Annotated in this window: 16 protein-coding genes, 3 tRNA genes and 3 rRNA genes; 7 read left to right on the forward strand and 15 right to left on the reverse strand. The window is 36.1% G+C overall.

From position 1 onward, the window contains the following. Nucleotides 1-30 precede the first annotated feature (30 nt). The gene (locus ACUN3A_RS07560; RefSeq protein ID WP_445550699.1) at nt 31-1,113 is read right to left on the reverse strand and encodes a diphosphomevalonate/mevalonate 3,5-bisphosphate decarboxylase family protein; all 1,083 of its coding nucleotides are present in this window, start codon (nt 1,111-1,113) and stop codon (nt 31-33) included. Between the two features lie 109 nt (nt 1,114-1,222). Between ACUN3A_RS07560 and ACUN3A_RS07565 the strand changes: the two genes are divergently transcribed. Next, nucleotides 1,223-1,699, forward strand: coding sequence for a TspO/MBR family protein (locus ACUN3A_RS07565; RefSeq protein ID WP_445550700.1), 477 nt, complete (start codon nt 1,223-1,225; stop codon nt 1,697-1,699). A 17-nt stretch (nt 1,700-1,716) separates the two neighbouring features. Here ACUN3A_RS07565 and ACUN3A_RS07570 read toward each other — a convergent pair whose 3' ends face one another. From ACUN3A_RS07570 to ACUN3A_RS07595, 6 genes are all read right to left on the reverse strand, one after another. Then, nucleotides 1,717-2,454, reverse strand: coding sequence for a hypothetical protein (locus tag ACUN3A_RS07570; RefSeq protein WP_445550701.1), 738 nt, complete (start codon nt 2,452-2,454; stop codon nt 1,717-1,719). Between the two features lie 81 nt (nt 2,455-2,535). Continuing rightward, nucleotides 2,536-3,744, reverse strand: a complete 1,209-nt coding sequence (locus ACUN3A_RS07575; protein WP_445550702.1) for an NAD(P)/FAD-dependent oxidoreductase — start codon at nt 3,742-3,744, stop codon at nt 2,536-2,538. 78 nt (nt 3,745-3,822) lie between these two features. Next, entirely contained in the window at nt 3,823-4,509 is a 687-nt protein-coding gene (locus ACUN3A_RS07580) for a glycerophosphodiester phosphodiesterase (RefSeq protein ID WP_445550703.1), read from the reverse strand. A gap of 143 nt (nt 4,510-4,652) precedes the next feature. After that, nucleotides 4,653-6,956, reverse strand: a complete 2,304-nt coding sequence (locus ACUN3A_RS07585) for a glycoside hydrolase family 65 protein (RefSeq protein WP_445550704.1) — start codon at nt 6,954-6,956, stop codon at nt 4,653-4,655. Nucleotides 6,957-7,046: 90 nt separating this feature from the next. Next, nucleotides 7,047-7,706, reverse strand: a complete 660-nt coding sequence (pgmB, locus tag ACUN3A_RS07590) for a beta-phosphoglucomutase (RefSeq protein ID WP_445550705.1) — start codon at nt 7,704-7,706, stop codon at nt 7,047-7,049. A 764-nt stretch (nt 7,707-8,470) separates the two neighbouring features. Continuing rightward, the gene (locus ACUN3A_RS07595) at nt 8,471-8,878 is read right to left on the reverse strand and encodes a secretion protein (protein ID WP_445550706.1); all 408 of its coding nucleotides are present in this window, start codon (nt 8,876-8,878) and stop codon (nt 8,471-8,473) included. Nucleotides 8,879-9,121: 243 nt separating this feature from the next. Here ACUN3A_RS07595 and ACUN3A_RS07600 point away from each other — a divergent pair, with 243 nt between their 5' ends. Further along, nucleotides 9,122-9,322, forward strand: a complete 201-nt coding sequence (locus ACUN3A_RS07600) for a transposase (protein ID WP_445552818.1) — start codon at nt 9,122-9,124, stop codon at nt 9,320-9,322. Between the two features lie 62 nt (nt 9,323-9,384). On the opposite strand, the gene rrf is transcribed toward ACUN3A_RS07600, so the two are convergent. The 7 genes from rrf to ACUN3A_RS07635 all read right to left on the reverse strand — a co-directional run bounded on the left by rrf (nt 9,385) and on the right by ACUN3A_RS07635 (nt 16,853). Next, nucleotides 9,385-9,494 (reverse strand): 5S ribosomal RNA (rrf, locus tag ACUN3A_RS07605). 156 nt (nt 9,495-9,650) lie between these two features. Beyond that, nucleotides 9,651-12,533 (reverse strand): 23S ribosomal RNA (locus tag ACUN3A_RS07610). A 181-nt stretch (nt 12,534-12,714) separates the two neighbouring features. After that, nucleotides 12,715-12,788: transfer RNA gene (locus ACUN3A_RS07615), tRNA-Ala, on the reverse strand. An 89-nt stretch (nt 12,789-12,877) separates the two neighbouring features. Continuing rightward, nucleotides 12,878-12,951, reverse strand: a tRNA-Ile gene (locus ACUN3A_RS07620). Between the two features lie 165 nt (nt 12,952-13,116). Beyond that, nucleotides 13,117-14,630: ribosomal RNA gene (locus ACUN3A_RS07625) — 16S ribosomal RNA — on the reverse strand. The 16S, 23S and 5S rRNA genes sit together here with 2 tRNA genes alongside, the layout of an rRNA operon. A gap of 907 nt (nt 14,631-15,537) precedes the next feature. Continuing rightward, entirely contained in the window at nt 15,538-16,464 is a 927-nt protein-coding gene (locus ACUN3A_RS07630) for a glycoside hydrolase family 130 protein (RefSeq protein WP_445550707.1), read from the reverse strand. 307 nt (nt 16,465-16,771) lie between these two features. Then, nucleotides 16,772-16,853: transfer RNA gene (locus ACUN3A_RS07635), tRNA-Leu, on the reverse strand. Nucleotides 16,854-16,963: 110 nt separating this feature from the next. Between ACUN3A_RS07635 and ACUN3A_RS07640 the strand changes: the two genes are divergently transcribed. Together ACUN3A_RS07640 and ACUN3A_RS07645 are read left to right on the forward strand one after the other, a co-directional pair. Continuing rightward, entirely contained in the window at nt 16,964-18,352 is a 1,389-nt protein-coding gene (locus ACUN3A_RS07640) for a dipeptidase (RefSeq protein ID WP_445550708.1), read from the forward strand. Nucleotides 18,353-18,668: 316 nt separating this feature from the next. After that, entirely contained in the window at nt 18,669-19,199 is a 531-nt protein-coding gene (locus ACUN3A_RS07645; protein ID WP_445550709.1) for an energy transducer TonB, read from the forward strand. Between the two features lie 99 nt (nt 19,200-19,298). Here the strand turns inward: ACUN3A_RS07645 and ACUN3A_RS07650 are convergent, their stop codons facing one another. Further along, nucleotides 19,299-20,669 (reverse strand): saccharopine dehydrogenase family protein, encoded by a 1,371-nt coding sequence (locus tag ACUN3A_RS07650; RefSeq protein WP_445550710.1) that lies wholly within the window; start codon nt 20,667-20,669, stop codon nt 19,299-19,301. A gap of 278 nt (nt 20,670-20,947) precedes the next feature. On the opposite strand from ACUN3A_RS07650, the gene ACUN3A_RS07655 reads away from it, so the two are divergent. The 3 genes from ACUN3A_RS07655 (at nt 20,948) to ACUN3A_RS07665 (ending at nt 26,135) form a co-directional block, all read left to right on the forward strand. Continuing rightward, nucleotides 20,948-21,337, forward strand: coding sequence for a DUF423 domain-containing protein (locus tag ACUN3A_RS07655; RefSeq protein WP_445550711.1), 390 nt, complete (start codon nt 20,948-20,950; stop codon nt 21,335-21,337). 78 nt (nt 21,338-21,415) lie between these two features. Further along, nucleotides 21,416-23,017 carry a phosphoenolpyruvate carboxykinase (ATP) gene (pckA, locus tag ACUN3A_RS07660; protein WP_445550712.1) on the forward strand — a complete coding sequence of 534 codons (1,602 nt, stop codon included), beginning with the start codon at nt 21,416-21,418 and terminating at the stop codon, nt 23,015-23,017. Nucleotides 23,018-23,366: 349 nt separating this feature from the next. Then, on the forward strand, nt 23,367-26,135 hold the full coding sequence (locus ACUN3A_RS07665; RefSeq protein WP_445550713.1) for a TonB-dependent receptor domain-containing protein: 2,769 nt from the start codon (nt 23,367-23,369) through the stop codon (nt 26,133-26,135). Nucleotides 26,136-26,144: the final 9 nt, after the last annotated feature.

A 26,144-nucleotide genomic window follows, 5' to 3' on the forward strand; every position in this document is an offset into this window, starting at 1 on the left:
ATTAAAACCTAAATATACAAAAATAAACAATCAACTCAACAAAGCGCCATTCCCTATTTCGTCGCAAAGGTACTGACCATTTTGACAATAGCCAACTAATTCTGCTTTAATAAATTGCAACACTTTTTCTTTAACCTCATTTGGATACAAAACATGCACATTTGCTCCTGCATCCAAAGTAAAACAAACTGGTATTTTAGTTTCATTTCTAAATTTCCAAAGTGCATTAATAATCTGCAAAGTGTTTGGTTTCATCAAAATAAAATAGGGCAAAGACGTCATCATCATTGCGTGTAAAGTCAAAGCTTCGCTTTCTACAATCTTTACAAATTCTTCCAAATTTCCATTTTTAAAAACAGGAATCAATTTGTCTAGATTTTCATGGGCTTGGGCAAATCGTCTTTCGGCAAAGGGATGATCGTGCATTAAATCGTGACCTACAGTACTCGAAACTTGCTTTTCACCTTTATCAACGAGCAAAATAGTATCTTGAAAATTTTTGAAAATATCATGAATCTCATACGGATATTCTACTCCATACAAATCTGTACTCCCTTTTATATTCGCTTGATTTCCCCAAACTACCACTTGTCCTTTTACACTTCGACAAGCACTTCCTGAACCTAAACGTGCCAAAAATGAAGCTTTACTATTGAAATAATCTTCAGCCATATCAGGATTCAACGCTTTTTCCAAACTCATGAAATTCATCGCCAAAGCCGCCATTCCCGACGCCGATGAAGCAATTCCAGAACTATGAGGGAAAGTATTTTCGGTATCAATCGTAAAATGATAATCTTTTAGAAACGGAAGGTATATTTCAATGCGCTCCAAGAATTTTTGAATTTTTGGTTTGAAATCTTCTTTCGGTTTTCCTTCAAAAAGCAAATCAAAAGAAAAATTTCCATCGTTTTGTTTTTTGGCGAAAGCCAAAGTAGTAATGGTTTTACAATTGTTTAAAGTAAAACTAACCGATGGATTTGCCGGAATCTGATTTTCTTTTTTTCCCCAATATTTCACCAAAGCAATATTACTAGGTGCGTTCCAAGAAAAACTTCCCTGGTCTATTGAATGGTTATATTGTGGTGGAATAAAATCGTCAGCTTTGAACATAAATAGTAATTTTCGGCAAAGATACTTTTTTTGCTGAAATCGTTTATTTCTTTATTTGATAATCCTTCGAAAGTTTTAAGTAATTTTGGCTTCGCTAAAATCATAAGAAATGAATAAGATTACCCGAATATTATCTATTGTTGTTACTTGCCTGGTTGTGGGATATTTTTCTGGGATAGTTACCCGTTCTTCTATAACAACTTGGTATCCCACTTTAATAAAACCGAGTTTTAATCCTCCTAATTGGATTTTTGCTCCTGTTTGGAGTATGCTTTACATTATGATGGGAATTGCAGCGGGACTGGTTTGGGACAGAATTGATTTTGAAAAAGAAATCGTTAAAAAAGCATTGCAATTCTTCGCAATTCAACTCGCATTAAATGCTTTGTGGTCGTATTTGTTTTTTAGTTTAAAAAACCCAATGCTGGCTGGACTAGAAATAATCATTTTGTGGTTAATGATTTACGAAACGTACATTCAATTCGCCAAAATTAATAAAATTTCAGGTTACTTGTTTATTCCTTATTTGCTTTGGGTAAGTTTTGCAACGGTTTTAAACGGAAGTATTTGGTGGCTTAATAAATAAACTTACTATTTATTACCTTATTTTAGTTTTTGGAATTCAATATTCTTGGCCGATAAAAAATCCATCATGCTGAGCACATTGTTATTCTCTTTTAGTTTTTTTGATCTAGAGTCTAAATCGCAAAATTGAAGAAAAAGATCAATTTCTTCGGGTTTTAATTTTAAGCTATCCGTAAAGAATTTTTGATCGCAGGTATTTTTTGCTAAAATCGCAAATTCAGTTTCTGGAGCTTCTTTTATTGTTTCTTTATCTTTTTTTAATAATCTTAAAAGTCTTTTACCAACTTCCGCAAAATTCAATCCATTAACAAATGTCCCTCGCCTCATAGCTTGATACCCCTCGTTATTGTCAAATTTTTTAGTCTTATATTCATCAATCTTTTCTTGTTCATATGCCTTACTACCTCTAAACGATAAACTTTGTACGCGTTCAACTACAACTTCATCTAATTCTTCGGGTTTTACGATCATTAAAACATTCAGCTTGTTTTGTTCAAGTTGAGCTTTTGAAACCTTTATTTTTTTTAAATAAAAATTTTTAGAATAGAAAAAAATACTATCATTTTCTTTAGCAACAATTAAAAATTCGCCATTTTCATTTGTTCTTGTGCTCTTTTCCGATGTTTTGTTAATGACATCTACATTCTGAAGTAAAAATTCATCACTCGAAACAACACCTCCAAGATATTCTCTAGCTTGGGAAAAACCGAATTGACAAACAAATAAGGACAATGTAATAAGTAATTTTACTTTCATTTATAAAAATTTACTGAAAGTAAATGTATCCCAATTACACTTAAGAAAAGCTTAGAATTGATGTAATTTTTTGTTAATTAACTATATTGCATTCGCTACAATAAATCCGCTAGTCCAAGCATTTTGAAAATTAAATCCACCTGTAATCGCATCAATATTAACGATTTCACCTGCAAAATAAAGATTTTCATGAAGTTTACTTTCCATAGTTTTGAAATTGATTTCTTTTAAATCGATTCCGCCCGCAGTTACAAATTCTTCTTTAAAAGTACTTTTCCCATTCACTTGAAAAGTACAATTAGTTAATTGATTAACTAAATTCTGCAATTGAACTTTGGATAAATCTGCCCACTTGGTTTCGGCTTCTATCTTTGATGCGAAAACTAAACTTTCCCAAAGACGGTTTGGAAAGTCAAAAGGCGATTTTTTAGAAACTGCTTTTTTAGCATTTTCCTGTTTTAATGTTTTTAAGATTTTCTCTGCGTCTTCGGCAAATAAATCGTTGAGCCAATTCACATAAATAGTAAACTGATAATTTTTATCGAATAAAATCCTCGCTCCCCAAGCTGATAATTTCAAAATTGCCGGACCGCTCATTCCCCAATGCGTGATTAACAATGGGCCTGTTGAAACCAATTTGGTATCTTTTACTTTTACCGTAACTTGAGCTGCAACGCCAGGTAATTCTTTTATTCGGGGATCTTTTATATTGAAAGTAAATAAAGAAGGAACCGGACTCACAATTGCATGACCTTCCTTTTGGAGCATTTCCCAAATTTTAGGATTGCTTCCCGTAGCAAGAACCAATTTCTCGGCAATGTAATTCTCGTTTTGAGTTTCTACTTTCCAAAAATTATCCTTTTTAAAAATCGACTGCACGCTTTGTCCCGTGAGCACTGCAATCCCTAATTTTTGGGTCGCTTTTAAGAAACAATCTATAATGGTTTGAGAAGAATTCGATACTGGAAACATACGTCCATCATCTTCAATTTTCAACTCTACTCCGTGTTTTTCAAACCATTCGATCGTATCACCAGAACAAAACTGATGAAAAGGACCTCTCAATTCTTTTTCACCACGAGGATAAAATTTCACTAATTCATTCGGTTCAAAACATGCGTGAGTTACATTACATCGTCCTCCTCCAGAAACACGAACTTTACCCAGCACTTCTGAACCTCTTTCCAAAATTGCAACTTTAATTTTTGGATTTTTCTCTACGATATTGATAGCTGTAAAAAACCCAGCAGCACCGCCACCTACAATAATTATGTCGAAATTTTGATTCATGATATAGTAAAGAAGTTGAAAAAATTTGAAATGCAAAGGTAAGCATTCGTTTTTTAAAGAATGTCTGTTGTAACTTCTTTAAATTCTGTCTAAAAAATCAGTGATTATTCCATCCACACCAAAATCTTTCATTTTTTGAATGTCGACAATTTCATTGACAGTCCAAGGAAAAATGAGAATTCCTTTTTCTTTTATTGTCTCGACATATTTATCAGTCAACAATTGAAAGTCAGGATGTAATGCTTCAGCTTTCATAAATCTGGCAAAAGAAATAGCTAAATCCAAATCGGTTTCTGTTAAAACTCCAATCCGAATAGTATCATTTAAAAACCGAACTTGTTGCAATGCATTCCAATCAAAACTGGAAATTATAAAATGGTTATGACTCCAATTTTTTTCAGAAATATAACGTTCTATCAATTGAACAACTTTCTCGGCCGTGTCCTGGTTCTTCAATTCAACATTTACAAAACATCTTTTATTGACCAAATCCAAAACCTCTTCTAATGTTGATATTTCAAACTTTTCATTGATTCGAAAAGACTTTAATTCAGCTAATGTCAATTGATTTATAATGCCTTTTCCGTTAGTTGTTCGATCTACAGTTTCATCATGAATAACAACCAAATGACCGTCCACTGTAGCATGCACATCCAGTTCAATTCCGTCGGCTCCCATTTCTATTGCTTTTTCAAAAGAAATTAATGTGTTTTCAGGTTCATATCCTTTGGCTCCACGATGTCCTATTTTGAGAATTTTGTTCATTAGTATATTGATATAAAAAACGCCTTCATTACTAAAGACGTTTTGGAATTTTATTATTAATCTATTTCAATTGTGAATAATAAGAAAGAGGTATTGTGTTTACTCTTAGCTCTTACTACAAAAATCAATCGAATTAAGACATTTTATATTTTTTTGTTCTTAGGCTGAACCAAAACTGCTGTGCCGTTTACATAAACAGTTAGCTCTTGAGTTCCTTCCAAAGATAATTTAGTTTCCTTATGATCAACCGAAATTTTCACAATCTGGTTTCTGAAATTAATTTTAAAAGAATAACCATCCCATTCTTTAGGAATTTTTGGAGAGAAATGAAGTGCATCATTTTTCACTCTCATTCCTCCAAATCCTTCAACGATACTCATCCAAGTTCCTGCCATTGATGTTATATGACAACCTTCTTCTACTTCTTTGTTATAATCATCTAAATCCAAACGAGAAGTTCTTAAATAAAAAGCATACGCCATATCCATTTTGTCTAACAAAGCAGCCTGAATGGAGTGTACACATGGAGAAAGTGAACTTTCATGCACCGTAAATGATTCGTAGAAATCAAAATTTCGCTCCAATTCTTCTTTAGAAAAATGATCTTCGAAGAAATAAAAACACTGCAATACATCAGCTTGTTTAATGTATGGCGAACGCAATACTCTATCCCAAGACCATTTTTGATTGATTGGTCTTTGCGAACGATCTAAATCTTTTACCCGAACTAAATCTTTATCCAGAAAACCATCTTGTTGCAGGTAGATTCCTAATTCTTCTGATTTTGGAAAATACATATTTCCTGCTACTTTACTCCATTCTTGTAATTCAGCTTCAGAAAGTTTTACTTTTTCTATAATACGTTTATGATCTAAAGGATATTCTAATGAAACTTTTTGAATTTGTGCCGTAGCATAATCAATACACCATTTAGCAATATAATTAGTGTAGAAATTATTGTTGATGTTGTTTTCGTATTCGTTTGGTCCAGTTACTCCCAAAATCATGTACTGATTTTTGTTTTTGGAGAAAGAAGCTCTTTGGTGCCAAAAACGGGCGATACCAATTAACACTTCCAATCCTTTCTCTGGAATATAAGAGTAGTCGCCAGTAAAACGATGGTAATTATAAATTGCAAAAGCAATAGCTCCGTTTCTATGGATTTCTTCATGGGTGATTTCCCACTCGTTATGACATTCTTCCCCATTCATGGTCACCATCGGGTACAAAGCAGCTCCATTTTTGAAGCCTAAATTTACTTCGGCATTTTCGATAGCCTTGTCTAATTGATTGTAACGATATGTCAATAAATTACGAGCTACTTGCTGGTCTTTTGTAGCCATATAAAATGGAATACAATACGCCTCAGTATCCCAATAAGTAGATCCTCCGTATTTTTCTCCGGTAAATCCTTTTGGTCCAATATTCAAACGAGAATCTTTCCCTAAATACGTTTGATTCAATTGAAAAATATTAAAACGAATTCCTTGCTGCGCTTTCACATCACCATCAATTGTGATGTCTGACATTTCCCAAATCTTTGCCCAAGCATCAATTTGGTCTTGCAATAATTGGCTGTATCCTTTTGATAATGCTGACTGAATAACATTTTCGGCGGCCAAAATCGTGTCTTCATGATTTAAAGAAACGGTATAACCACCAATTTTTTGGATTGCCGATTTTTCTCCTTTGGCTACAATAACATCATAATCAAATAAAATTTTATCAGATGTTGTATCAACCGATTTTGGAGATAAATTTTGATTTTCACCTTTCACAAAAATTGTGTTTTGCATGAAGGTTGTTACTTTAAAATGTGTTTTGAAAGTCTGAGCTGTAACAAAAGCTTCATTCTCTGATTTTTTAACATCTAATGGTTCCCAGAATTTTTCTTCCCAGTTCGCATCTTCATTTGTTACACCTGCATCGATGTAAGGCTTATAAATAATTTTAGCATCTTTATTTAAAGGCGTGATTTCATAATTAATCACCCCAACTTCATCTAAATCTAATGATAAAAAACGACGAACGTCAACAGCAACTTCTGTTCCGTTTTTAAGAATAGCCTGAAAAGAACGATGGTACCAACCTTCTTTCATATTCAATTCACGACGGTAATTTGAAACTTCGGTACACGTATTCAAATCAAAATCTTCACCGTTGATTTCAATATTAATTCCAATCCAGTTTGGTGCATTCAATACTTTGGCAAAATATTTTGGATACCCATTTTTCCACCAGCCAACTTTTGTTTTGTCTGGATAATAGATTCCTGCAATATAACTTCCCTGAAAAGTTTCACCTGTATAATTTTCTTCAAAATTGGCTCTCTGTCCCATCGCACCGTTACCAATGCTAAATAAACTTTCGGAAGATTTTACTGTCTCTCTATCAAATCCTTCTTCTATGATAGACCAATTATCAGGTTTTATATAATCTTGATTCATTTTTTCGAATGTATTAATTTGAATATTAGATAATTTAAAAAATTAACCCCCTTGTAAATTATCTAATTCTCACATTTCCTAATTGACTAATTACTCATTAATTAAAAATTCCAAAAAAGTGGAATTCATTTCGGTAAAATCTTTAAAATTGTATTGTGCCTCGTGTAGCGTTTCTTTGTCTCCAATACCAATACTGATCATTTTGGCAATATTTGCCGCTTGAACCCCTGCAACAGAATCTTCAAAAACGATTGAATCTTCATTGTCCACGTTTAATAAACGGGCAGCATGAAGAAAAACTTCGGGATCTGGCTTTGCATTAACAACATCATTACCGTCAACAATAGCATCAAAAAAAGATAGAATTCCAGTTTTTTCAAGAATTGGCTTGGCATTTTTACTAGCTGAACCTAAGGCAATTGGCTGATTTTTTTCTTTCAAAAAATTTAAAACAGGCATCACTCCAGGTAAAATTTCACTTTCATCCATATCAACTAAATAGGAAAGATAATCTTCATTTTTTTGAACCAATAACTTGTCTTTTTCTTCCTGAAAAACTTCGACTTTTCCTAATTCTAAAATGATATCCAAAGATCTAACTCTACTTACTCCTTTCAACAATTCATTATGTTCTAATGTAAAATCAATTCCTAATCCATCTGCGATCTTTTTCCACGCTAAAAAATGGTATTTAGCTGTGTCTACTATTACGCCGTCAAGGTCGAATATAAATGCTTTTTTCCTATTCATGAATTTCAGTTTTAGTTTGGATATTTATAATTTCCACTAGATCTTTTTTAGCATATTCTTCAAGGGCTTGAAGTTCTATGGGAGTATATTATTAACTTCAAAAAAAATGTAAAAAAATAAGCCAAGACAGAAACTATATCAGCTCCAGTAACCATAAAGAAGCTTTGTATATCAAAACTCTTATTCCATGTTTCATAGAAACTTGATTTACGCTTTTCCATTATTAAAAACTTACATATTTAATTAGTAAACAAACTGTAATTAATATTATAAAAAAACGAGACTCATTTTTCGAACTTAAAGATAAGTGAGACTGAGACTAAATATATAAAATTATTTTTATCTAATATTTATTAAAATAAAAAATCACCCCATTTTTTCAACTACACCGTTATAGTAGTTACTAAAAACATGTTTTTAAACTCCTAAATTATTCTCTCAAAATAAAGAATAGATAAACCCATCCGTTTTGATTATTAAACTAAATTTTTAACAATCCTCTTTTGATTTGCTATCAAATCAAGTTCTGATACATTTAATTTATTTAAAATTGAAATAAAATATTTTGGGCATGTCCCAAGGGTCGGGCTGTCCATTATATCTTTTCTTTTCCTAAAGGAGGAAAAGAAAAGGATGCCATTTCCATCCCTCATGCAAATCCGGTTTCAAAACAACTTCTCGGTAATAATTAAAAACTTTAAACAAAAAAACAGCCCCAAAAGCTGTTTTTCATATATTCAAATACAATCTTCTAATAAAAGATATTATTCATTAGTTACTGCAAGATTTTGATTCTTTACTTTCACATCGCTTTTAGTAACTTCAGCTACAGATTTTCTAGACAATGTAGAAACATTATCAGAAACTACAATCTCATGAGTTACTTTTTTTAAGTTAGTTTCAACTTCCAAAAAATAAACACCATCCGAAAAGTCCTCAAGATTATATGCTCTTTCGATTCCTTCTTTACCAGTTAGAATTTCACTATAAACCACATTATGAAATTTATCATAAATCGTTACATTGGCTTTTTGAATCCCATTGACCAAAAAAACAATCTTTTTACCTTCTCCGTTTTTTACATTAAGTAAAAAATTTCCATTATCTGCATATGTATTCAAGCTAACCAGAGTTATCAATACCACTAAACTAAGTCTTAAAATCGTTTTCATAATACCATCGTTTTAAATTAGTAATTATTTTCTACTGCTAAATTACCTCTACAATATCTTACAAAACACAACTATATTCTCTTAAATATATGCTATTTTACCTTTTACGAAAACGATGTATTACATATTAGATAAAATACCATTTATTTTGAATTCTAAAATTATTATCAAATTGATTTTTATAATAGCTTTAAATTATATTCTAATTAAAAAAATAACTCAAAAAAAATTGTTCCCGTACTTATTTCAAGAGTATCAACTTATTTAAACTATTTTAACAATAGAACTACCAATGCCTCAACGGAATCTTTTAATGCCAAAATAAAAGCTTTTAGAAGTCAGTTTAGAGGAGTAAGAAACAAGATTTCTTCTTATTCAGATTATCTAATCTTTTTGCTTAATCCTCAACTTTTGCAACTGATCTCTAGTCTGTTCATTCTTTAATAAAAAACTGATTTTTTTCCACAAAAAAACCCTGTTTCAAATTAAAACAGGGTTTTTATAAAAAAAGGCAGCGACATACTCTCCCACATAACTGCAGTACCATCTGCGCAGGCGGGCTTAACTACTCTGTTCGGGATGGGAAGAGGTGAGCCCCGCCGCAATAACCACCTTAAGGTTGTTAGTTGCTTTGGACAACTTGTTTATTGATGATAGCCTGTCAACCGACAACTATCAACCATAAACCAATATCTTAACATACTGAGATAAAGAATATAAAAGTATTTTATTAGAAAGTTTCTCCCCCCGATTTACATCGGGGGAAAAGGGTGTACATAAGCTTACGGATTATTAGTACTACTCGACTATGACATTACTGCCTTTACATCTATAGCCTATCAACGTGGTCATCTCCCACGATCCTTAAAAGAAATCTCATCTTGTGGTGGGTTTCGCGCTTATATGCTTTCAGCGCTTATCCCTTCCCAACGTAGCTACTCTGCGGTGCCCCTGGCGGGACAACAGATACACTAGAGGTTAGTCCAATTCGGTCCTCTCGTACTAGAATCAGATCCACTCAAATTTCTTGCGCCCACAGTAGATAGAGACCGAACTGTCTCACGACGTTCTGAACCCAGCTCGCGTGCCACTTTAATGGGCGAACAGCCCAACCCTTGGGACCTTCTCCAGCCCCAGGATGTGACGAGCCGACATCGAGGTGCCAAACCCCCCCGTCGATATGAGCTCTTGGGGGAGATCAGCCTGTTATCCCCGGCGTACCTTTTATCCTTTGAGCGATGGCCCTTCCATGCGGAACCACCGGATCACTATGCTCTACTTTCGTACCTGATCGACCTGTATGTCTCTCAGTCAAGCTCCCTTATGCCATTGCACTCTACGCACGGTTACCAAGCGTACTGAGGGAACCTTTAGAAGCCTCCGTTACTCTTTTGGAGGCGACCACCCCAGTCAAACTACCCACCAAGCAATGTCCCCCACAAAATGGGGTTAGGCCTCAGATAAACAAAGGGTTGTATTTCAACAATGACTCCACAACGCCTAGCGACGCCACTTCACAGTCTCCAACCTATCCTACACATCATTTATCCAAGGTCAATACTAAGCTATAGTAAAGGTGCACAGGGTCTTTTCGTCCCACTGCGGGTAAACGGCATCTTCACCGTTACTACAATTTCACCGAGCTCATGGCTGAGACAGTGTCCAGATCGTTACACCATTCGTGCAGGTCGGAACTTACCCGACAAGGAATTTCGCTACCTTAGGACCGTTATAGTTACGGCCGCCGTTTACTGGGGCTTCAATTCAATGCTTCTCCGAAGATAACATCTCCTCTTAACCTTCCAGCACCGGGCAGGTGTCAGGCCCTATACTTCATCTTACGATTTTGCAGAGCCCTGTGTTTTTGATAAACAGTCGCCTGGACCTCTTCACTGCGGCCCCGATTACTCGGGGCGACCCTTCTCCCGAAGTTACGGGTCTATTTTGCCTAATTCCTTAGCCATGAATCTCTCGAGCACCTTAGGATTCTCTCCTCGACTACCTGTGTCGGTTTGCGGTACGGGTACTAATTACCTGAAGTTTAGAGGTTTTTCTTGGAAGCCCTTAGGCGCACTATCTCTTTGTCCGAAGACTCCGAGTACTATCGTATTTCCCCAAGCCGCGTGGATTTGCCTGCGCAGCTTATAGGTAGGTACTTCAACGAACTATTCCGTCAGTTCGCGGCGCTTTCATCACTCCGTCACCCCATCACAGTAATTAGTAGTACGGGAATATTAACCCGTGGTCCATCGACTGTCCCTTTCGGGTTCGCCTTAGGTCCCGACTAACCCACAGCTGATTAGCATAGCTGTGGAAACCTTAGTCTTTCGGTGTGCGGGTTTCTCGCCCGCATTATCGTTACTTATGCCTACATTTTCTTTTCTAACCAGTCCAGCATGCTTTACAACACACCTTCAACCCTGTTAGAATGCTCCCCTACCACTTGTAATAAATTACAAATCCATAGCTTCGGTAATATGTTTATGCCCGATTATTATCCATGCTCGTCCGCTCGACTAGTGAGCTGTTACGCACTCTTTAAATGAATGGCTGCTTCCAAGCCAACATCCTAGCTGTCTGGGCAGACAAACCTCGTTCTTTCAACTTAACATATATTTGGGGACCTTAGCTGATGGTCTGGGTTCTTTCCCTCTCGGACTTGGACCTTAGCACCCAAGCCCTCACTGCATAAAAACATTATATAGCATTCGGAGTTTGTCAGGAATTGGTAGGCGGTGAAGCCCCCGCATCCAATCAGTAGCTCTACCTCTATATAACTTATAATATGCGCTGCACCTAAATGCATTTCGGGGAGTACGAGCTATTTCCGAGTTTGATTGGCCTTTCACCCCTACCCACAGGTCATCCGAAGACTTTTCAACGTCAACCGGTTCGGACCTCCACACTGTGTTACCAGCGCTTCATCCTGCCCATGGGTAGATCACACGGTTTCGCGTCTAACACTACTGACTAAAGCGCCCTATTCAGACTCGCTTTCGCTACGGATCCATGGCTTAACCATTTATCCTTGCCAGCAACGTTAACTCGTAGGCTCATTATGCAAAAGGCACGCCGTCACCCCACAAAAGGGCTCCGACCGCTTGTAAGCGTATGGTTTCAGGATCTATTTCACTCCGTTATTCACGGTTCTTTTCACCTTTCCCTCACGGTACTGGTTCACTATCGGTCTCTCAGGAGTATTTAGCCTTAGCGGATGGTCCCGCCAAATTCAGACAGGGTTTCACGTGCCCCGCCCTACTCAGGATACCACTATCTATTACATCCCTTACCAATACGAGGCTATCACTCTCTTTGGCGCTACTTTCCAGTAACTTCTTGTTCAGTTTGCATAAAATATCGTGGTCCTACAACCCCAACATTGCCGTAACAACATTGGTTTGGGCTAATCCGCGTTCGCTCGCCACTACTTACGGAATCACTTTTGTTTTCTTCTCCTCCGCCTACTTAGATGTTTCAGTTCAGCGGGTTTGCCCACCTATCGGTGTACTATGTCTTCAACATAGTGGGTTGCCCCATTCAGGTATTTACGGATCGTATCGTGTGTGCCAATCCCCGTAACTTTTCGCAGCTTATCACGCCTTTCATCGCCTCTGAGAGCCAAGGCATCCCCCATACGCCCTTATTTTGCTTATTGTACCAATCATAAAATCAATTATGACCGTTGTTTTTGTCTTTTACTATAAATAGTAAAAAACGCTTTCTACTTTTATTATTTCTTATCTCAATATGTCAATGAACTTTTATCGCTAGTTTAATCCTATTTTTGTTTAATCGTTTAACCGATTCAACAAATAAACAAATCAACTTTTGATTTGTGGAGAATAACGGAGTCGAACCGTTGACCTCCTGCGTGCAAGGCAGGCGCTCTAGCCAGCTGAGCTAATCCCCCAATTTAATTATGAATTGTGAATTATGAATTATGAATCTTGTTTCATAACCTCTCAACTCTAGAATTTCCTTTTTATTAAGCTTAAATAGTTGTCTCGGACAGACTCGAACTGTCGACCCCTACATTATCAGTGTAGTACTCTAACCAGCTGAGCTACGAGACACTCTTTATTCTTAAATTGTAACAGTCGTTGCAATGCAACGTCTATACATTTATTCTTTTTTTTTAAATTAACAGCAAGAGTAATATAATCTTTAATTTGTAACCCATAAATTCTTTGTCTTCTTTCCTTACCGTGTTGATAAATCAACTAACACTAAGGCTCTAGAAAGGAGGTGTTCCAGCCGCACCTTCCGGTACGGCTACCTTGTTACGACTTAGCCCTAGTTACCAGTTTTACCCTAGGCAGCTCCTTGCGGTCACCGACTTCAGGCACCCCCAGCTTCCATGGCTTGACGGGCGGTGTGTACAAGGCCCGGGAACGTATTCACCGGATCATGGCTGATATCCGATTACTAGCGATTCCAGCTTCACGGAGTCGAGTTGCAGACTCCGATCCGAACTGTGACCGGTTTTGTAGATTCGCTCCTGGTCACCCAGTGGCTGCTCTCTGTACCGGCCATTGTAGCACGTGTGTAGCCCAAGGCGTAAGGGCCGTGATGATTTGACGTCATCCCCACCTTCCTCACAGTTTGCACTGGCAGTCTCGTTAGAGTTCCCGACATGACTCGCTGGCAACTAACAACAGGGGTTGCGCTCGTTATAGGACTTAACCTGACACCTCACGGCACGAGCTGACGACAACCATGCAGCACCTTGTAAATTGTCTTGCGAAAAGTCTGTTTCCAAACCGGTCAATCTACATTTAAGCCTTGGTAAGGTTCCTCGCGTATCATCGAATTAAACCACATGCTCCACCGCTTGTGCGGGCCCCCGTCAATTCCTTTGAGTTTCATTCTTGCGAACGTACTCCCCAGGTGGGATACTTATCACTTTCGCTTAGCCACTGAAATTGCTTCCAACAGCTAGTATCCATCGTTTACGGCGTGGACTACCAGGGTATCTAATCCTGTTCGCTACCCACGCTTTCGTCCATCAGCGTCAATCCATTAGTAGTAACCTGCCTTCGCAATTGGTATTCCATGTAATCTCTAAGCATTTCACCGCTACACTACATATTCTAGTTACTTCCTAATAATTCAAGTCTAGCAGTATCAATGGCCGTTCCACCGTTGAGCGATGGGCTTTCACCACTGACTTACTAAACCGCCTACGGACCCTTTAAACCCAATGATTCCGGATAACGCTTGGATCCTCCGTATTACCGCGGCTGCTGGCACGGAGTTAGCCGATCCTTATTCTCACAGTACCGTCAAGACATTACACGTAATGTTGTTTCTTCCTGTGCAAAAGCAGTTTACAATCCATAGGACCGTCATCCTGCACGCGGCATGGCTGGATCAGGCTTGCGCCCATTGTCCAATATTCCTCACTGCTGCCTCCCGTAGGAGTCTGGTCCGTGTCTCAGTACCAGTGTGGGGGATCTCCCTCTCAGGACCCCTACCCATCGTAGCCTTGGTAAGCCGTTACCTTACCAACTAGCTAATGGGACGCATGCTCATCTTTTACCGTTGTAACTTTAATTACATCCTGATGCCAGGTCGTAATACTATGAGGTATTAATCCAAATTTCTCTGGGCTATCCCTCTGTAAAAGGTAGATTGCATACGCGTTACGCACCCGTGCGCCGGTCTCTCATTCCGAAGAACAATACCCCTCGACTTGCATGTGTTAAGCCTGCCGCTAGCGTTCATCCTGAGCCAGGATCAAACTCTTCATCGTATATTGTTTGAATTAGATTAATCTAATTCTAATTATTATTCGACTCAGTCTCTATTGGTCTTTATTCAAATCTATACGATTCTATTACTCTTATTTTATTTGTTCTGATTTACATCAGAACGGCTGTCAATTCAATATGTCTAGGAACGTGTCTTCTTTATTATTTCGCTTTTCGATTGTCTCTCAAAGCGGGTGCAAAAGTAGCAATTTCTTTTTAACTGGCAAGAAAATTTAAAGTTTTTTTTTGAAAAATTTAATTCTCAATTTCTTCTCTTTTTCTTATCAGTATATCAAGGAACGTTGCGTGTTTTGCGGGGTGCAAAAGTAAACTACTCTTTTAAATCTCACAAGCTTTTTTAAATCTTTTTTTGAAAATATTTTTTCACTTTGATTTTGTTAACTTGTCAGTGTTTCTAAGAGCGTAGCGCTTGTTGCGGGTGCAAAAGTACCACGTTTATTCCTTTAAACAATGCCTTTTCTTAACTATTTTTTGTTTATTTTTTAATAGCCTGGTTTGTCGTGGGTTACAGGTGGTGCTTTTTGACGACTTCGTAATTTAGTAGTGCCTTTTATCGCAGCTTTTGCCGTTTTGATGGGATTTGATGCAGTTTTTTGGTTTTAATGCGGGGGATATTGCACTCAAATAGCACACAGATTTTACAGATCAAGCGGATTTACACGGATCTTTCCTTTATTGTTGGGGTTCTTGATTGGCAGTGTCGTGTATTGCGCTGGTACTGCTCGCAGATTTAAAGGATTGTGCGGATTTTTTTTTAATGCTTCTATACTATATATATGTATACCATTCTTTATCATGAAACCTGGTACCCTAGCCCTGATAGCAGCGGAAATCCTTGCGGGCCGGGGTTCGGCCCACAAGATTGAAGCGGATAGCAGGAAATAGCTCCTAACTATTATATTGTAAAAGCGAAAATATTTCTTTGATTGAAAATTCGGCAGCACAAACAAATTCATCTGATGCACCATAATATATAGTCACCGAATCCCCATCTGGTTTTACTATATGGCCGTTGGTAAAAACAACGTGACCAAAAAAACCTGAAAGCTCATACTCTTCGGTGGGTATCATAATCGGGGATTCTGTTCTTGCAATTACTTTTGTGGGATTCTCGAGATCCATTAAAAACGCACCTAAACAATAATGATTATTTTCATTTGCTCCGTGATATATAGAAAGCCACCCTTTCTTGGTTTTTATAGGTGATGCTCCTGCCCCAATTCTTGCACTATCCCAAAGGTGTTTTCTTGTTTTTAAAATACATTGATGATTCCCCCAGTGGATTCCATCGGGAGATGAGGCTATCCAAATGAAGTTTCCCCCAATCGCAACACTGCTTGGACGATGTAATGCATAAAACAATCCATTAATTTTTTCTTCAAAAATAGCACAGTCTTTATTATGTGGTGGCAATATCATTCCGTGCGATTGAAAGCGCTTCCAATCGACAGTAGTCCGAAGACCAACACCAACACCGTTGGGAGAAACTGCGGTGTAGGTTAAATAATAAACACCTTCTATATAAGACACGCGACAATCTTCAATTCCAAATGTTTCCAACAATCCTTCACCTATTAATAAAGAATAGCCTTCGGGTTCATAAAATTTAACCCCATCATCGCTGCATACTAATCTCAAATGGGATAGCGTTGTCAAATAATCGGTTCCTTTGTAATTGACAACTCTTGCATCTGTACTAATTAATTCTGGATCATTTTTAGAAATCTCAATGACCTCAATGCCTTTTTCGGACAAGATTGGAAATGAGATTGTATCATTTTTTTGTTCTGGTCTTTCGGCTACACGAAGAATCATCCATATTTTTCCATCAAATTGGAACACGCCTGGATTAAGAATACAGGCTATTTCTAGATCTTTATGACTAGGCGGAATATCAGAGGGGGAAAGTAATGGATTTACAGGAAAACGCTTTGCAATATCTTTCATATTATTCTAAATTATTTCAATTTTGAACTAAAAACACATATAGCAAGTTGAATATTATTTTGCAATACTCTAATTTTTAGCACTAAAGGTATGAATGATTTTAGAAAGAAAGTATATTTCGGAAACGAAAAGGTGTTAAAACAAAAAAGCTTCTCAAATTGAGAAGCTTTTTTTGTGCGGATAATAGGACTCGAACCTACACGCCTTGCGGCACCAGATCCTAAGTCTGGCATGTCTACCAATTTCACCATATCCGCGTAATTGTGGGTGCAAAGATAATCATAACTTCTAATTAACAAAGCATTTTTTAAAAAAAAAATATTTATTCTATTTTTTGTATTTTTGACTCTTACTAAAATCTGATTTAATGGAAGATATAAAACAATACGTTACACAACACAAAGATCGGTTTATCAGCGAATTAATTGAACTATTAAAAATCCCATCCGTAAGTGCAGACAGTGCTTTTTCTCAGGATGTTCTTGACACTGCCGAAGCTGTAAAGGAAAGTTTAGTAACGGCAGGATGCGATTTTGTCGAAATTTGTGAGACTGCAGGCTATCCAATTGTATATGGAGAGAAAATAATCGATCCCAAATTACCTACCGTTTTAGTATATGGGCATTATGATGTACAACCTGCAGATCCTTTAGAATTGTGGACTTCTCCCCCATTTGAACCCGTTATTAAAAAAACGGATATTCATCTCGAAGGCGCCATCTTTGCAAGAGGTTCTTGTGATGACAAAGGTCAAATGTACATGCACGTAAAAGCTTTTGAGTATATGATTCAGAGCAATACTCTGCCTTGTAACGTGAAATTCATGATTGAAGGCGAGGAAGAAGTGGGTAGTGTCAATCTTAAAACGTTTGTAGAAAACAATACCGAAAAGCTTAAAAATGATGTGATTTTGATTTCGGATACTGGAATGATTTCTAATCAACAACCTTCCATTACTACTGGTCTTAGAGGTTTAAGCTATGTCGAAGTAGAAGTTACAGGTCCAAATCGTGATTTACATTCTGGTTTGTATGGAGGTGCTGTTGCCAACCCGATTAATATTTTGGCCAAAATGATTGCTTCTTTACACGATCAAGACAATCACATTACCATTCCTGGTTTTTATGACAATGTCGAAGAATTGTCTCTTGAGGAAAGAGCCGAAATGGCCAAAGCTCCTTTTAACCTTGACAATTACAAGAAAGCATTAGACTTAAAGGATGTTTATGGTGAAAAAGGATATGTTACCAATGAGCGTAATTCGATCCGACCAACATTAGACGTGAATGGAATTTGGGGAGGATACACTGGAGAAGGAGCAAAAACAGTTATTGCTAGCAAGGCATTTGCAAAAATCTCCATGCGTTTAGTTCCCAACCAAGATTGGGAAGTCATAACCGATTTATTTACCAAACATTTCATAAGCATTGCGCCAGCTGGAGTTACCGTAAAAGTTACACCTCATCATGGTGGCCAAGGCTATGTGACTCCTATAGACAGTATTGGTTACAAAGCGGCGAATATGGCTTACACAGAAACCTTTGGAATTCCTGCAATTCCTGTACGTTCCGGAGGAAGTATCCCTATTGTAGCTTTATTCGAAAAAGAGCTAAAAAGCAAAACTATCTTAATGGGATTTGGTCTGGACAGCGATGCTATTCATTCACCAAACGAACATTTCGGGATTTTTAATTATCTGAAAGGGATTGAAACCATTCCGTTGTTTTACAAATATTTTGTGGAGCTATCCAAATAGTTTCATCAAACATAAAATTCTAAATCCGTTCAGCAATGAGCGGTTTTTTTTATGCTATTTCCAAAATGATTTTACTATTAATTAGGAGCTGACTCCAGCTGTCCACTATATCTGTTGTCCCGAACCCCGGGACAACAGGATGCCGTTCCCATCTGGGCTAGGGCTTTTGGTTTTCATAAGACTTTGATTTATTTACAATTGCATTATTTATCCAAAAGACATTCCATTTTATCAAAATCTATTGTTCCTCATTTAGATAAAAATCCTACATTCGCACTAACCATTAATTTAAGCTATTCTATAACTAAAAAACATTATGATAACCAAAACCGTTTCCAAAACCAATGCACTACTTTCTAAAACAGCTCTTCTCCCTTTATTTTCAGGGCTTACATTCTTTATGTGTATAAAAAGTGTAGCGCAGGAAAAATCTGTTACACCGCTTAATAGCACAGCTCAAACTGAAAAAAGCATCATTCAGCCCGTTGAGACAAAAACAATAAAAATTGAAGAAAATAAAATCTACAAACTTACCGAAGTGACAGAAAAACCAACATTCCCAGGCGGTATGGCCGAATTTTACCGACTTATAGGAAAAAATTTTGCCGCCCCTAATGAACCCAATTTAAAAGGAAAAATTTACATCTCCTTTATAATTGAAAAAGATGGTAGTCTGACTGACATTAAATCAACTAAAGACATAGGTTTTGGAACTGGAGAAGAAGGCGTACGTGTTGTGAAATTATCTCCAAAATGGATGCCTGGAAAAATAGACGGCAACCCCGTTAGAGTTTCATATAGTTTGCCTATCATTATTGCACTACAAGAAAAATCTGTTACTCGTTAAACTAATATATTAAGCTGCCTAATAAGTATTAAATCGGTCGATTAAATACTTATATAAAAAACAAAAATCGCATTTTTCAATGCGGTTTTGTCTAAAAAATTAAGTAAAAACTTTATCAGGATTATAACCTACATAAGGCATCGCTTGTTCATAAAAAACAACACCATACTCCTCTAATTCTTTCAAAATTGGGAGATATACTTCTTTCTTGATCGGAAGCTGTACTCCTGGAGTTGTGATTTTACCATTCAAAATTAACAAAGTCGCCATAGCCACAGGCAATCCCACTGTTTTCGCCATAGCGGTATACATTTGATCTTCACCAAGGCAAACCATTTTTGAGTCTATTTGCTTTTCTTCACCATTAAGGACATATCCAAATTTATGATACATCACAATCATATCTTTATCATTTGGTTTTAAAGTCCAACTATCGCTGAGTATTTTTTCAAGAATTTGTGCAGGTGTAGCGTTTTTTAAACCTACTTTTTTATTGGGATTGAATAAATCCAATTCCAAAAGTTTGTCCCACATGATATCATCTTGGTCAATTTTTAAAATCAAACGCATTTTAATTTCAACTGAATCTGTTGGGTGATATGGCAAGAAAGAATTAACAAATTGTCGGTAGCTCATATTTTCTGAGTTTTCCATCATATAACTGTCATCTGTCATGCCTAATTGCACAAACATATTCCAAGCTTTAGAAAAACCAACTCTTCGAATCGTTCCTCTATATAAGGTAAGCACATCATCAAGACCATAAACACTCCTATATTTAAGCGAATCTCTATTCGAATAGGCTTCAAATTTACCATACCCTTCTACTTCCAAAAATTCGGTTCTGCGAAACAAATTCACATATGGTATGTATTTATAAGTTCCTTCCTGTATGAATTTGGCCGTTCTTCCCTGACCTGCAAGCACCACATTTCTTGGTGCCCAAGTAAATTTATAATTCCATAAGTTATCATCGGATTCTGGCGCTACAAGACCACCACAAAAAGATTCGAACAAAAGCATTTTCCCTCCTTGTTCCCTAATTTTGTCAATCACTTTCATGGCACTCATGTGGTCGACACCTGGATCAAGTCCAATTTCGTTCATGAAAATTAAATTATTGGCTTGGGCAATTTCATCTAATTCTTGCATCGCATCACTTATATAGGATGCCGTTACAAGATGCTTTTTATATACAATACAATCCCTTGCTACTTCAATATGAAGGTGAGCTGGTAACATTGAAATTACTATATCTGCTTTTTGAATCGCCGTTTTCCTTTGATTTTCATCAAATATATCTAAAGCAATAGGAGTCGCATTGGGATGATTGTTTGTTTTTTTTTGAGCTAAAGCCAAAGACAAATCTCCAATAATAAGATGCAGGTTCTCTTCTACCGATTTATTCAAAAGGTATTGTATCAAAGATGAAGCAGATCTTCCCGCTCCTATAATTAGAATTGTTCTCATAAGTTGTCTTTAATTCAAAATTCAAACAGTTGGCATTTCTGTATGCGTTTATCGAAAATCAGGATGCTTTATATCCTTATTTAAAGTATTTGCTATTTTTTAAATATAAAAATATAACACAAACTTACATTATTGTTTTATTTATAACAAATGTTTTGATGGCTTTTATTTTTAAGAATTGCTCTGTCTTCCGAAAAAATACTGCAAAAGTCATATAAAAAATGCTTTCAGCTTAAAAATATATGAAATACTTTTGTTTAAAATTAAATTAAAGAGAAATGGATAAGAAAATAATTTCGACGGCAGCTATTTTTGGAATGATTGCGATAATACTAGGTGCCTTTGGTGCACATGCTCTAAAAAAAGTGCTAACTATTGAACAACTTACTACTTTCGAAACAGGCGTAAAATATCAAATGTATCATGCTTTGTTTTTATTATTTGTTGGAACAACTACTTTAATTAATCAAAAATTAAAAAAAACAATTCTCAATTTGACTATTATAGGAGTTTTATTTTTTTCAGGTTCCATTTATCTTTTGGCAACCAGTTCATTGACATCAATTAATTTTAAACCATTTGGATTCATAACACCAATAGGAGGCGTATTTCTTATTTTTTCATGGTTCTTATTGTTTTTTGACTTAATAAAGCCTTTAAAAAAATAAAAATAAAACATAATGCAGTTATAAAAAAAATTATACTTTTGCAGTGAAATAAACAACACTCACAAAATTTATTTTTTTATGGACAATTATGCTTTGTTTACGAAATCGATTTCGTTAAAAGAACTAGGAATTGAAAATGCTGCAATTCAGTATCAACTAAGTCCTAATGAGTTACATGACATTACGATTCAATCAGGACAGGGACTTGAAAATAATACTGGAGCATTGGCAATTAATACTGGCAAATTTACAGGGCGTTCTCCAGAAGATCGTTTCATCGTTAAAGACAGTATTACCGAAGATAAAGTATGGTGGGGAAAAGTAAATATTCCTTTTGAGCCTACTGCTTTTGATTCACTTTATAAAAAAGTTACCGCTTACTTATCAAATAAAAAAGTTTTTGTTAGAGATTCTTATGTTTGTGCAGATCCAAATTACAAATTAAATGTACGTGTAGTCACAGAAACAGCTTGGGCTAATTTATTTTGTCACAACATGTTTTTGAGACTAACCAATGACGAATTAGTGAATTTTACTCCAGAATGGACAGTAATCTGTGCACCAGGATTTGAAGCAGATCCAGCAGTTGATGGCACACGCCAAAGTAATTTTGCCATCTTAAATTTTACAAAAAAGATAGCACTAATTGGAGGAACTGGCTATACTGGCGAAATGAAAAAAGGAATCTTTTCGGCATTGAATTTTATCTTGCCTGTTTTCAAAAATACGTTGCCAATGCATTGCAGTGCCAATGTTGGGGAAGATGGAGATACGGCTATATTCTTTGGATTATCTGGAACCGGAAAAACTACTTTATCTGCAGATCCTAGCAGAAAACTGATTGGTGATGATGAACACGGATGGACGAATGAAAATACTGTTTTCAATTTTGAAGGTGGCTGCTATGCCAAAGTAATCAATCTTACCGAAGAGAACGAACCAGACATTTTTAGAGCTATCAAAAAAGGAGCTATTCTTGAGAATGTAGTTTTCAAATCAGGAACCAATGAAGTAGATTTTGAAGACATTTCTATTACACAAAATACAAGAGTAAGCTATCCAATTGAGCATATTGATAACATTCAGCCGGGTTCTATTGGTAAAAATCCAAAAAATATTTTCTTCTTAACTGCCGATGCCTACGGTATTTTACCCCCAATTTCCAAATTGACTCCTGGGCAAGCTGCCTATCATTTTATATCAGGCTATACTGCAAAAGTTGCTGGAACAGAAGCTGGTGTTACTGAACCTCAACCCAACTTTTCGGCATGTTTTGGCGCTCCATTCATGCCTTTGCATCCAACAAAATATGCAGAAATGTTGAGTAATAAAATGAAAGATGCCGATGTAAAAGTTTGGTTAATCAATACAGGATGGACCGGTGGGCCTTATGGTACTGGAAGCAGAATGAAATTAAAATATACTCGAGCAATGATTACTGCAGCTTTAAAAGGAGAATTAGACTCCGTTGAATTTGTTAACCACGACGTATTTGGAATTGCAGTTCCGCAAACTTGTCCAGAGGTTCCAAATGAAATTTTAAACCCTAGAAATACTTGGTCAAATACCGAATTGTATGATGCTAAAGCTATAGAATTAGCGCATAAATTCGAAGACAATTTTATGAAATTTGCAGCATTTGCTAATGCTGAAATTTTAGCAGGAGCACCAATTTCCTAAGTTAATTGTTAATTCATTGATTCAATTAAAAAAGCTGTTCGTAATGAACAGCTTTTTTTTGATATCAATTTGAGAAATTCAGAAGTTTCAGAAAGGAATAGCAAGAGTAATAGAATAAATTAAACACTGCTTAACATGATAAAGTAATAATCTGCTTTTTGAAATTTACCTCCTAAATTCAAAGTAGTTACATTAACCATAATACATTCAGTTTTTTAACTCATTCCTATATCTATTTTAAAAGATACTATTCTTACAAATTAATTCAGCGTATACCGTAAACTACTTTTAACCCTTCGGTTGCATTGGCTTAACATCGTGCTTCTACATTTGCACAAAAATTAACTACATGAAAAAATTTATATTTCTTTTTACACTTTCTTTTTTTCTTACAATGTCTGCAAAAGCATCAACCATTAAAGGTTATGTTTATGATTCGGAAACAGGGGAACCTTTAGTTGGTGCTTCAGTTTTGTTGACCAAAACAAACCAAAACGCCATTACTGGGCTTGATGGTTCTTTTAAACTTAACGAATTATCCGCTGGAATTTATACATTAAAAATTAGTTATGCATCTTATCTAAATGTTTCGCAAGAAATCACAATTGATAAAGAAAATTCTAAAGATTTAAAATTTTATCTGCAGCCTGAAAGTAAATCATTGCATGAAGTCATCGTAGATGGTAAAGGCAGTGCAAATGATGAACATACTGCTAGAAGATTAGAGAAAGAATATAGCCAAGTGGTCAACATCGTATCTGGTAAAGCAATAGAAATATCTCCGGATCTTACCGTAGCGAATGTAATTCAACGCGTTTCGGGTGTTTCGATAGAAAGAAACAGCAATGGAGACGGGCAATATGCAATTATTAGAGGAATGGATAAAAGATATAACTACACGCTGATTAATGGGGTAAAAATTCCTAGCCCTGATAATAAATACCGTTATGTGCCTTTGGATATTTTCCCTTCGGACCTACTAGATCGATTAGAAGTTTATAAAACTTTAACTCCAAATATGGAAGGCGATGCCATAGGTGGTGCCGTAAATATGGTAATGAAAGATGCGCCGGCTACTAAACCACTTTTCAGCGTTAATATTTCTGAAGGCTACAACCAGATTTTTTTCGATAGAAAATTTATGGCATACGGATTCAATGAAATACATAAAAAATCTCCTTATGAAGTAAATCCAAAAGGCTATCAAGCCACTTCTCAAGATTTTCCAAAAGGGACATTAGCTTATACTTACTCCAATCCAGCACCCAATTTTTTATCTAATATCTCATTAGGAAAACGGTTTTTTGATAACAAATTTGGTGTTCTTTTTGCGGGAAGTTTCCAAAACTCTTACCGAGGTAGCAACTCTACACTTTACAGCACCCAGCTTGTTGGTACGGATGAGTTTGCCAGCATTGTCAACAAAAATTACCGCGAATATTCGGAACAGCAAAAAAGATACGGTGTACAAGGAAAGGCAGATTACCAATTCAATCCATCTAATAAAATCAGTTTATACAGTGTGTTCTTAAATCTTGATAATATTCAGACTAGAAATACGCTTACTACCGATTATAGTTCCGAGTATCATCCAGAAATTGGTAACGCAAAATTACTTTACTCCACACGAACACGTTTTACAAAACAGCAAATTATCAACAACACTTTACAAGGAAATAATTCTTTATTGGATGATAAATTCAAAATTCATTGGTCGGCTGCTTACTCTTTTGCGAGTAATCAAGTTCCAGACAACACCAATATTAATGTTAATGGCGAAGAGAAAAACTATGTAAGCACGCGCACAAAACTAGCTATAAACCCAATTACACATCGTTGGGAACGCAATACAGACAAAGATTTAGCAGGATATTTAGATTTAACTTATACCCTGCCTTTATTTGGTGGCAATATCGATATTTCTGCAGGTGGTCTTTACAGAGACAAGCAGCGAAGCAGTTTTTACAATAATTATACTTTGGCACCAAAAAATCCGGATGCCACTTATGGGATAGATTTTACAGATTATACTGAACTAGATTTAGTAGTAAGTAACCCAACAGGAGCAGTAAATAACTCTTTGACTTATGATGCAAGTGAAAAAACAGCTGCTGGTTACGGAATGTTTAATTTTAAAACAGACAAGTGGCAAGCAATTGGAGGTGTCCGCATAGAGAACACCGACCAAGGTTACAATCTGCTTTTTCCTGCTGGAGAATCTCGCCCAACAGGAAACCAAGTTTACACCTACACTTTGCCTAGCATGACTTTAAAATATTTTTTAAGCAACAAACAACAATTACACGCTTCTTATTTCCGTTCGTTAAATCGTCCTGGATTTTATGAAATTGTACCAAGTAAAGTAGTTAACGAAGAATATCAAGAAAGAGGGAATCCTGACTTGAAACCTGCAGTTGCTGATAATTATGACTTTAGATATGAGTTTTTTCCAAAAGCTGGCTCACAATTATTTTTGGGTACTTTTTATAAAAACATTAAAGACCCAATCGAATATACCTTTTTGGCCGATGCCACTCGTGGACAAGACACTTATTATAGTCCTGGTAACTTTGGTACAGCAAAAAACTTCGGAGTAGAATTAGATTATATCACATTTTTCAACAAGATTGGTTTTAAAGTAAACTACACTTATACCGACTCTAAAATTACCACGCCAAAAGACAAAAAAGTTTTAGATGCTAACGGAAATTTAGAAAAAATATCAGTAATGCAAACTAGACCGCTTTATGGACAATCGGCTCATATCGCCAATGCCTCTATGCTTTATAAAGACACCAAAAAAGGCTGGGATGGTCAACTTTCTGTTGGATATACAGGTCCTCGTATCAACACTGTTTCTCAATTTGTTAATAATGATTTATGGCAAGAAGGTTTCGTACAAATGGATGCCTCGATTGAAAAACAATTTAAATCAAAGATTAGTATTTACGTAAAAGCAAACAATCTCTTAAACACACCAAATAGATTATTTATAAAAGGTACAAACCCAGCAAACGCAAACATTGCAGAAAATAATTTAGAAAATAATGGCCGAACAATGATAAGAGATGATTATTATGGCCAAAGTTACCTTATTGGAGTACGTTACAAATATTAGTTAATACAG

The organism is Flavobacterium sp. WC2509, assembly GCF_052683105.1.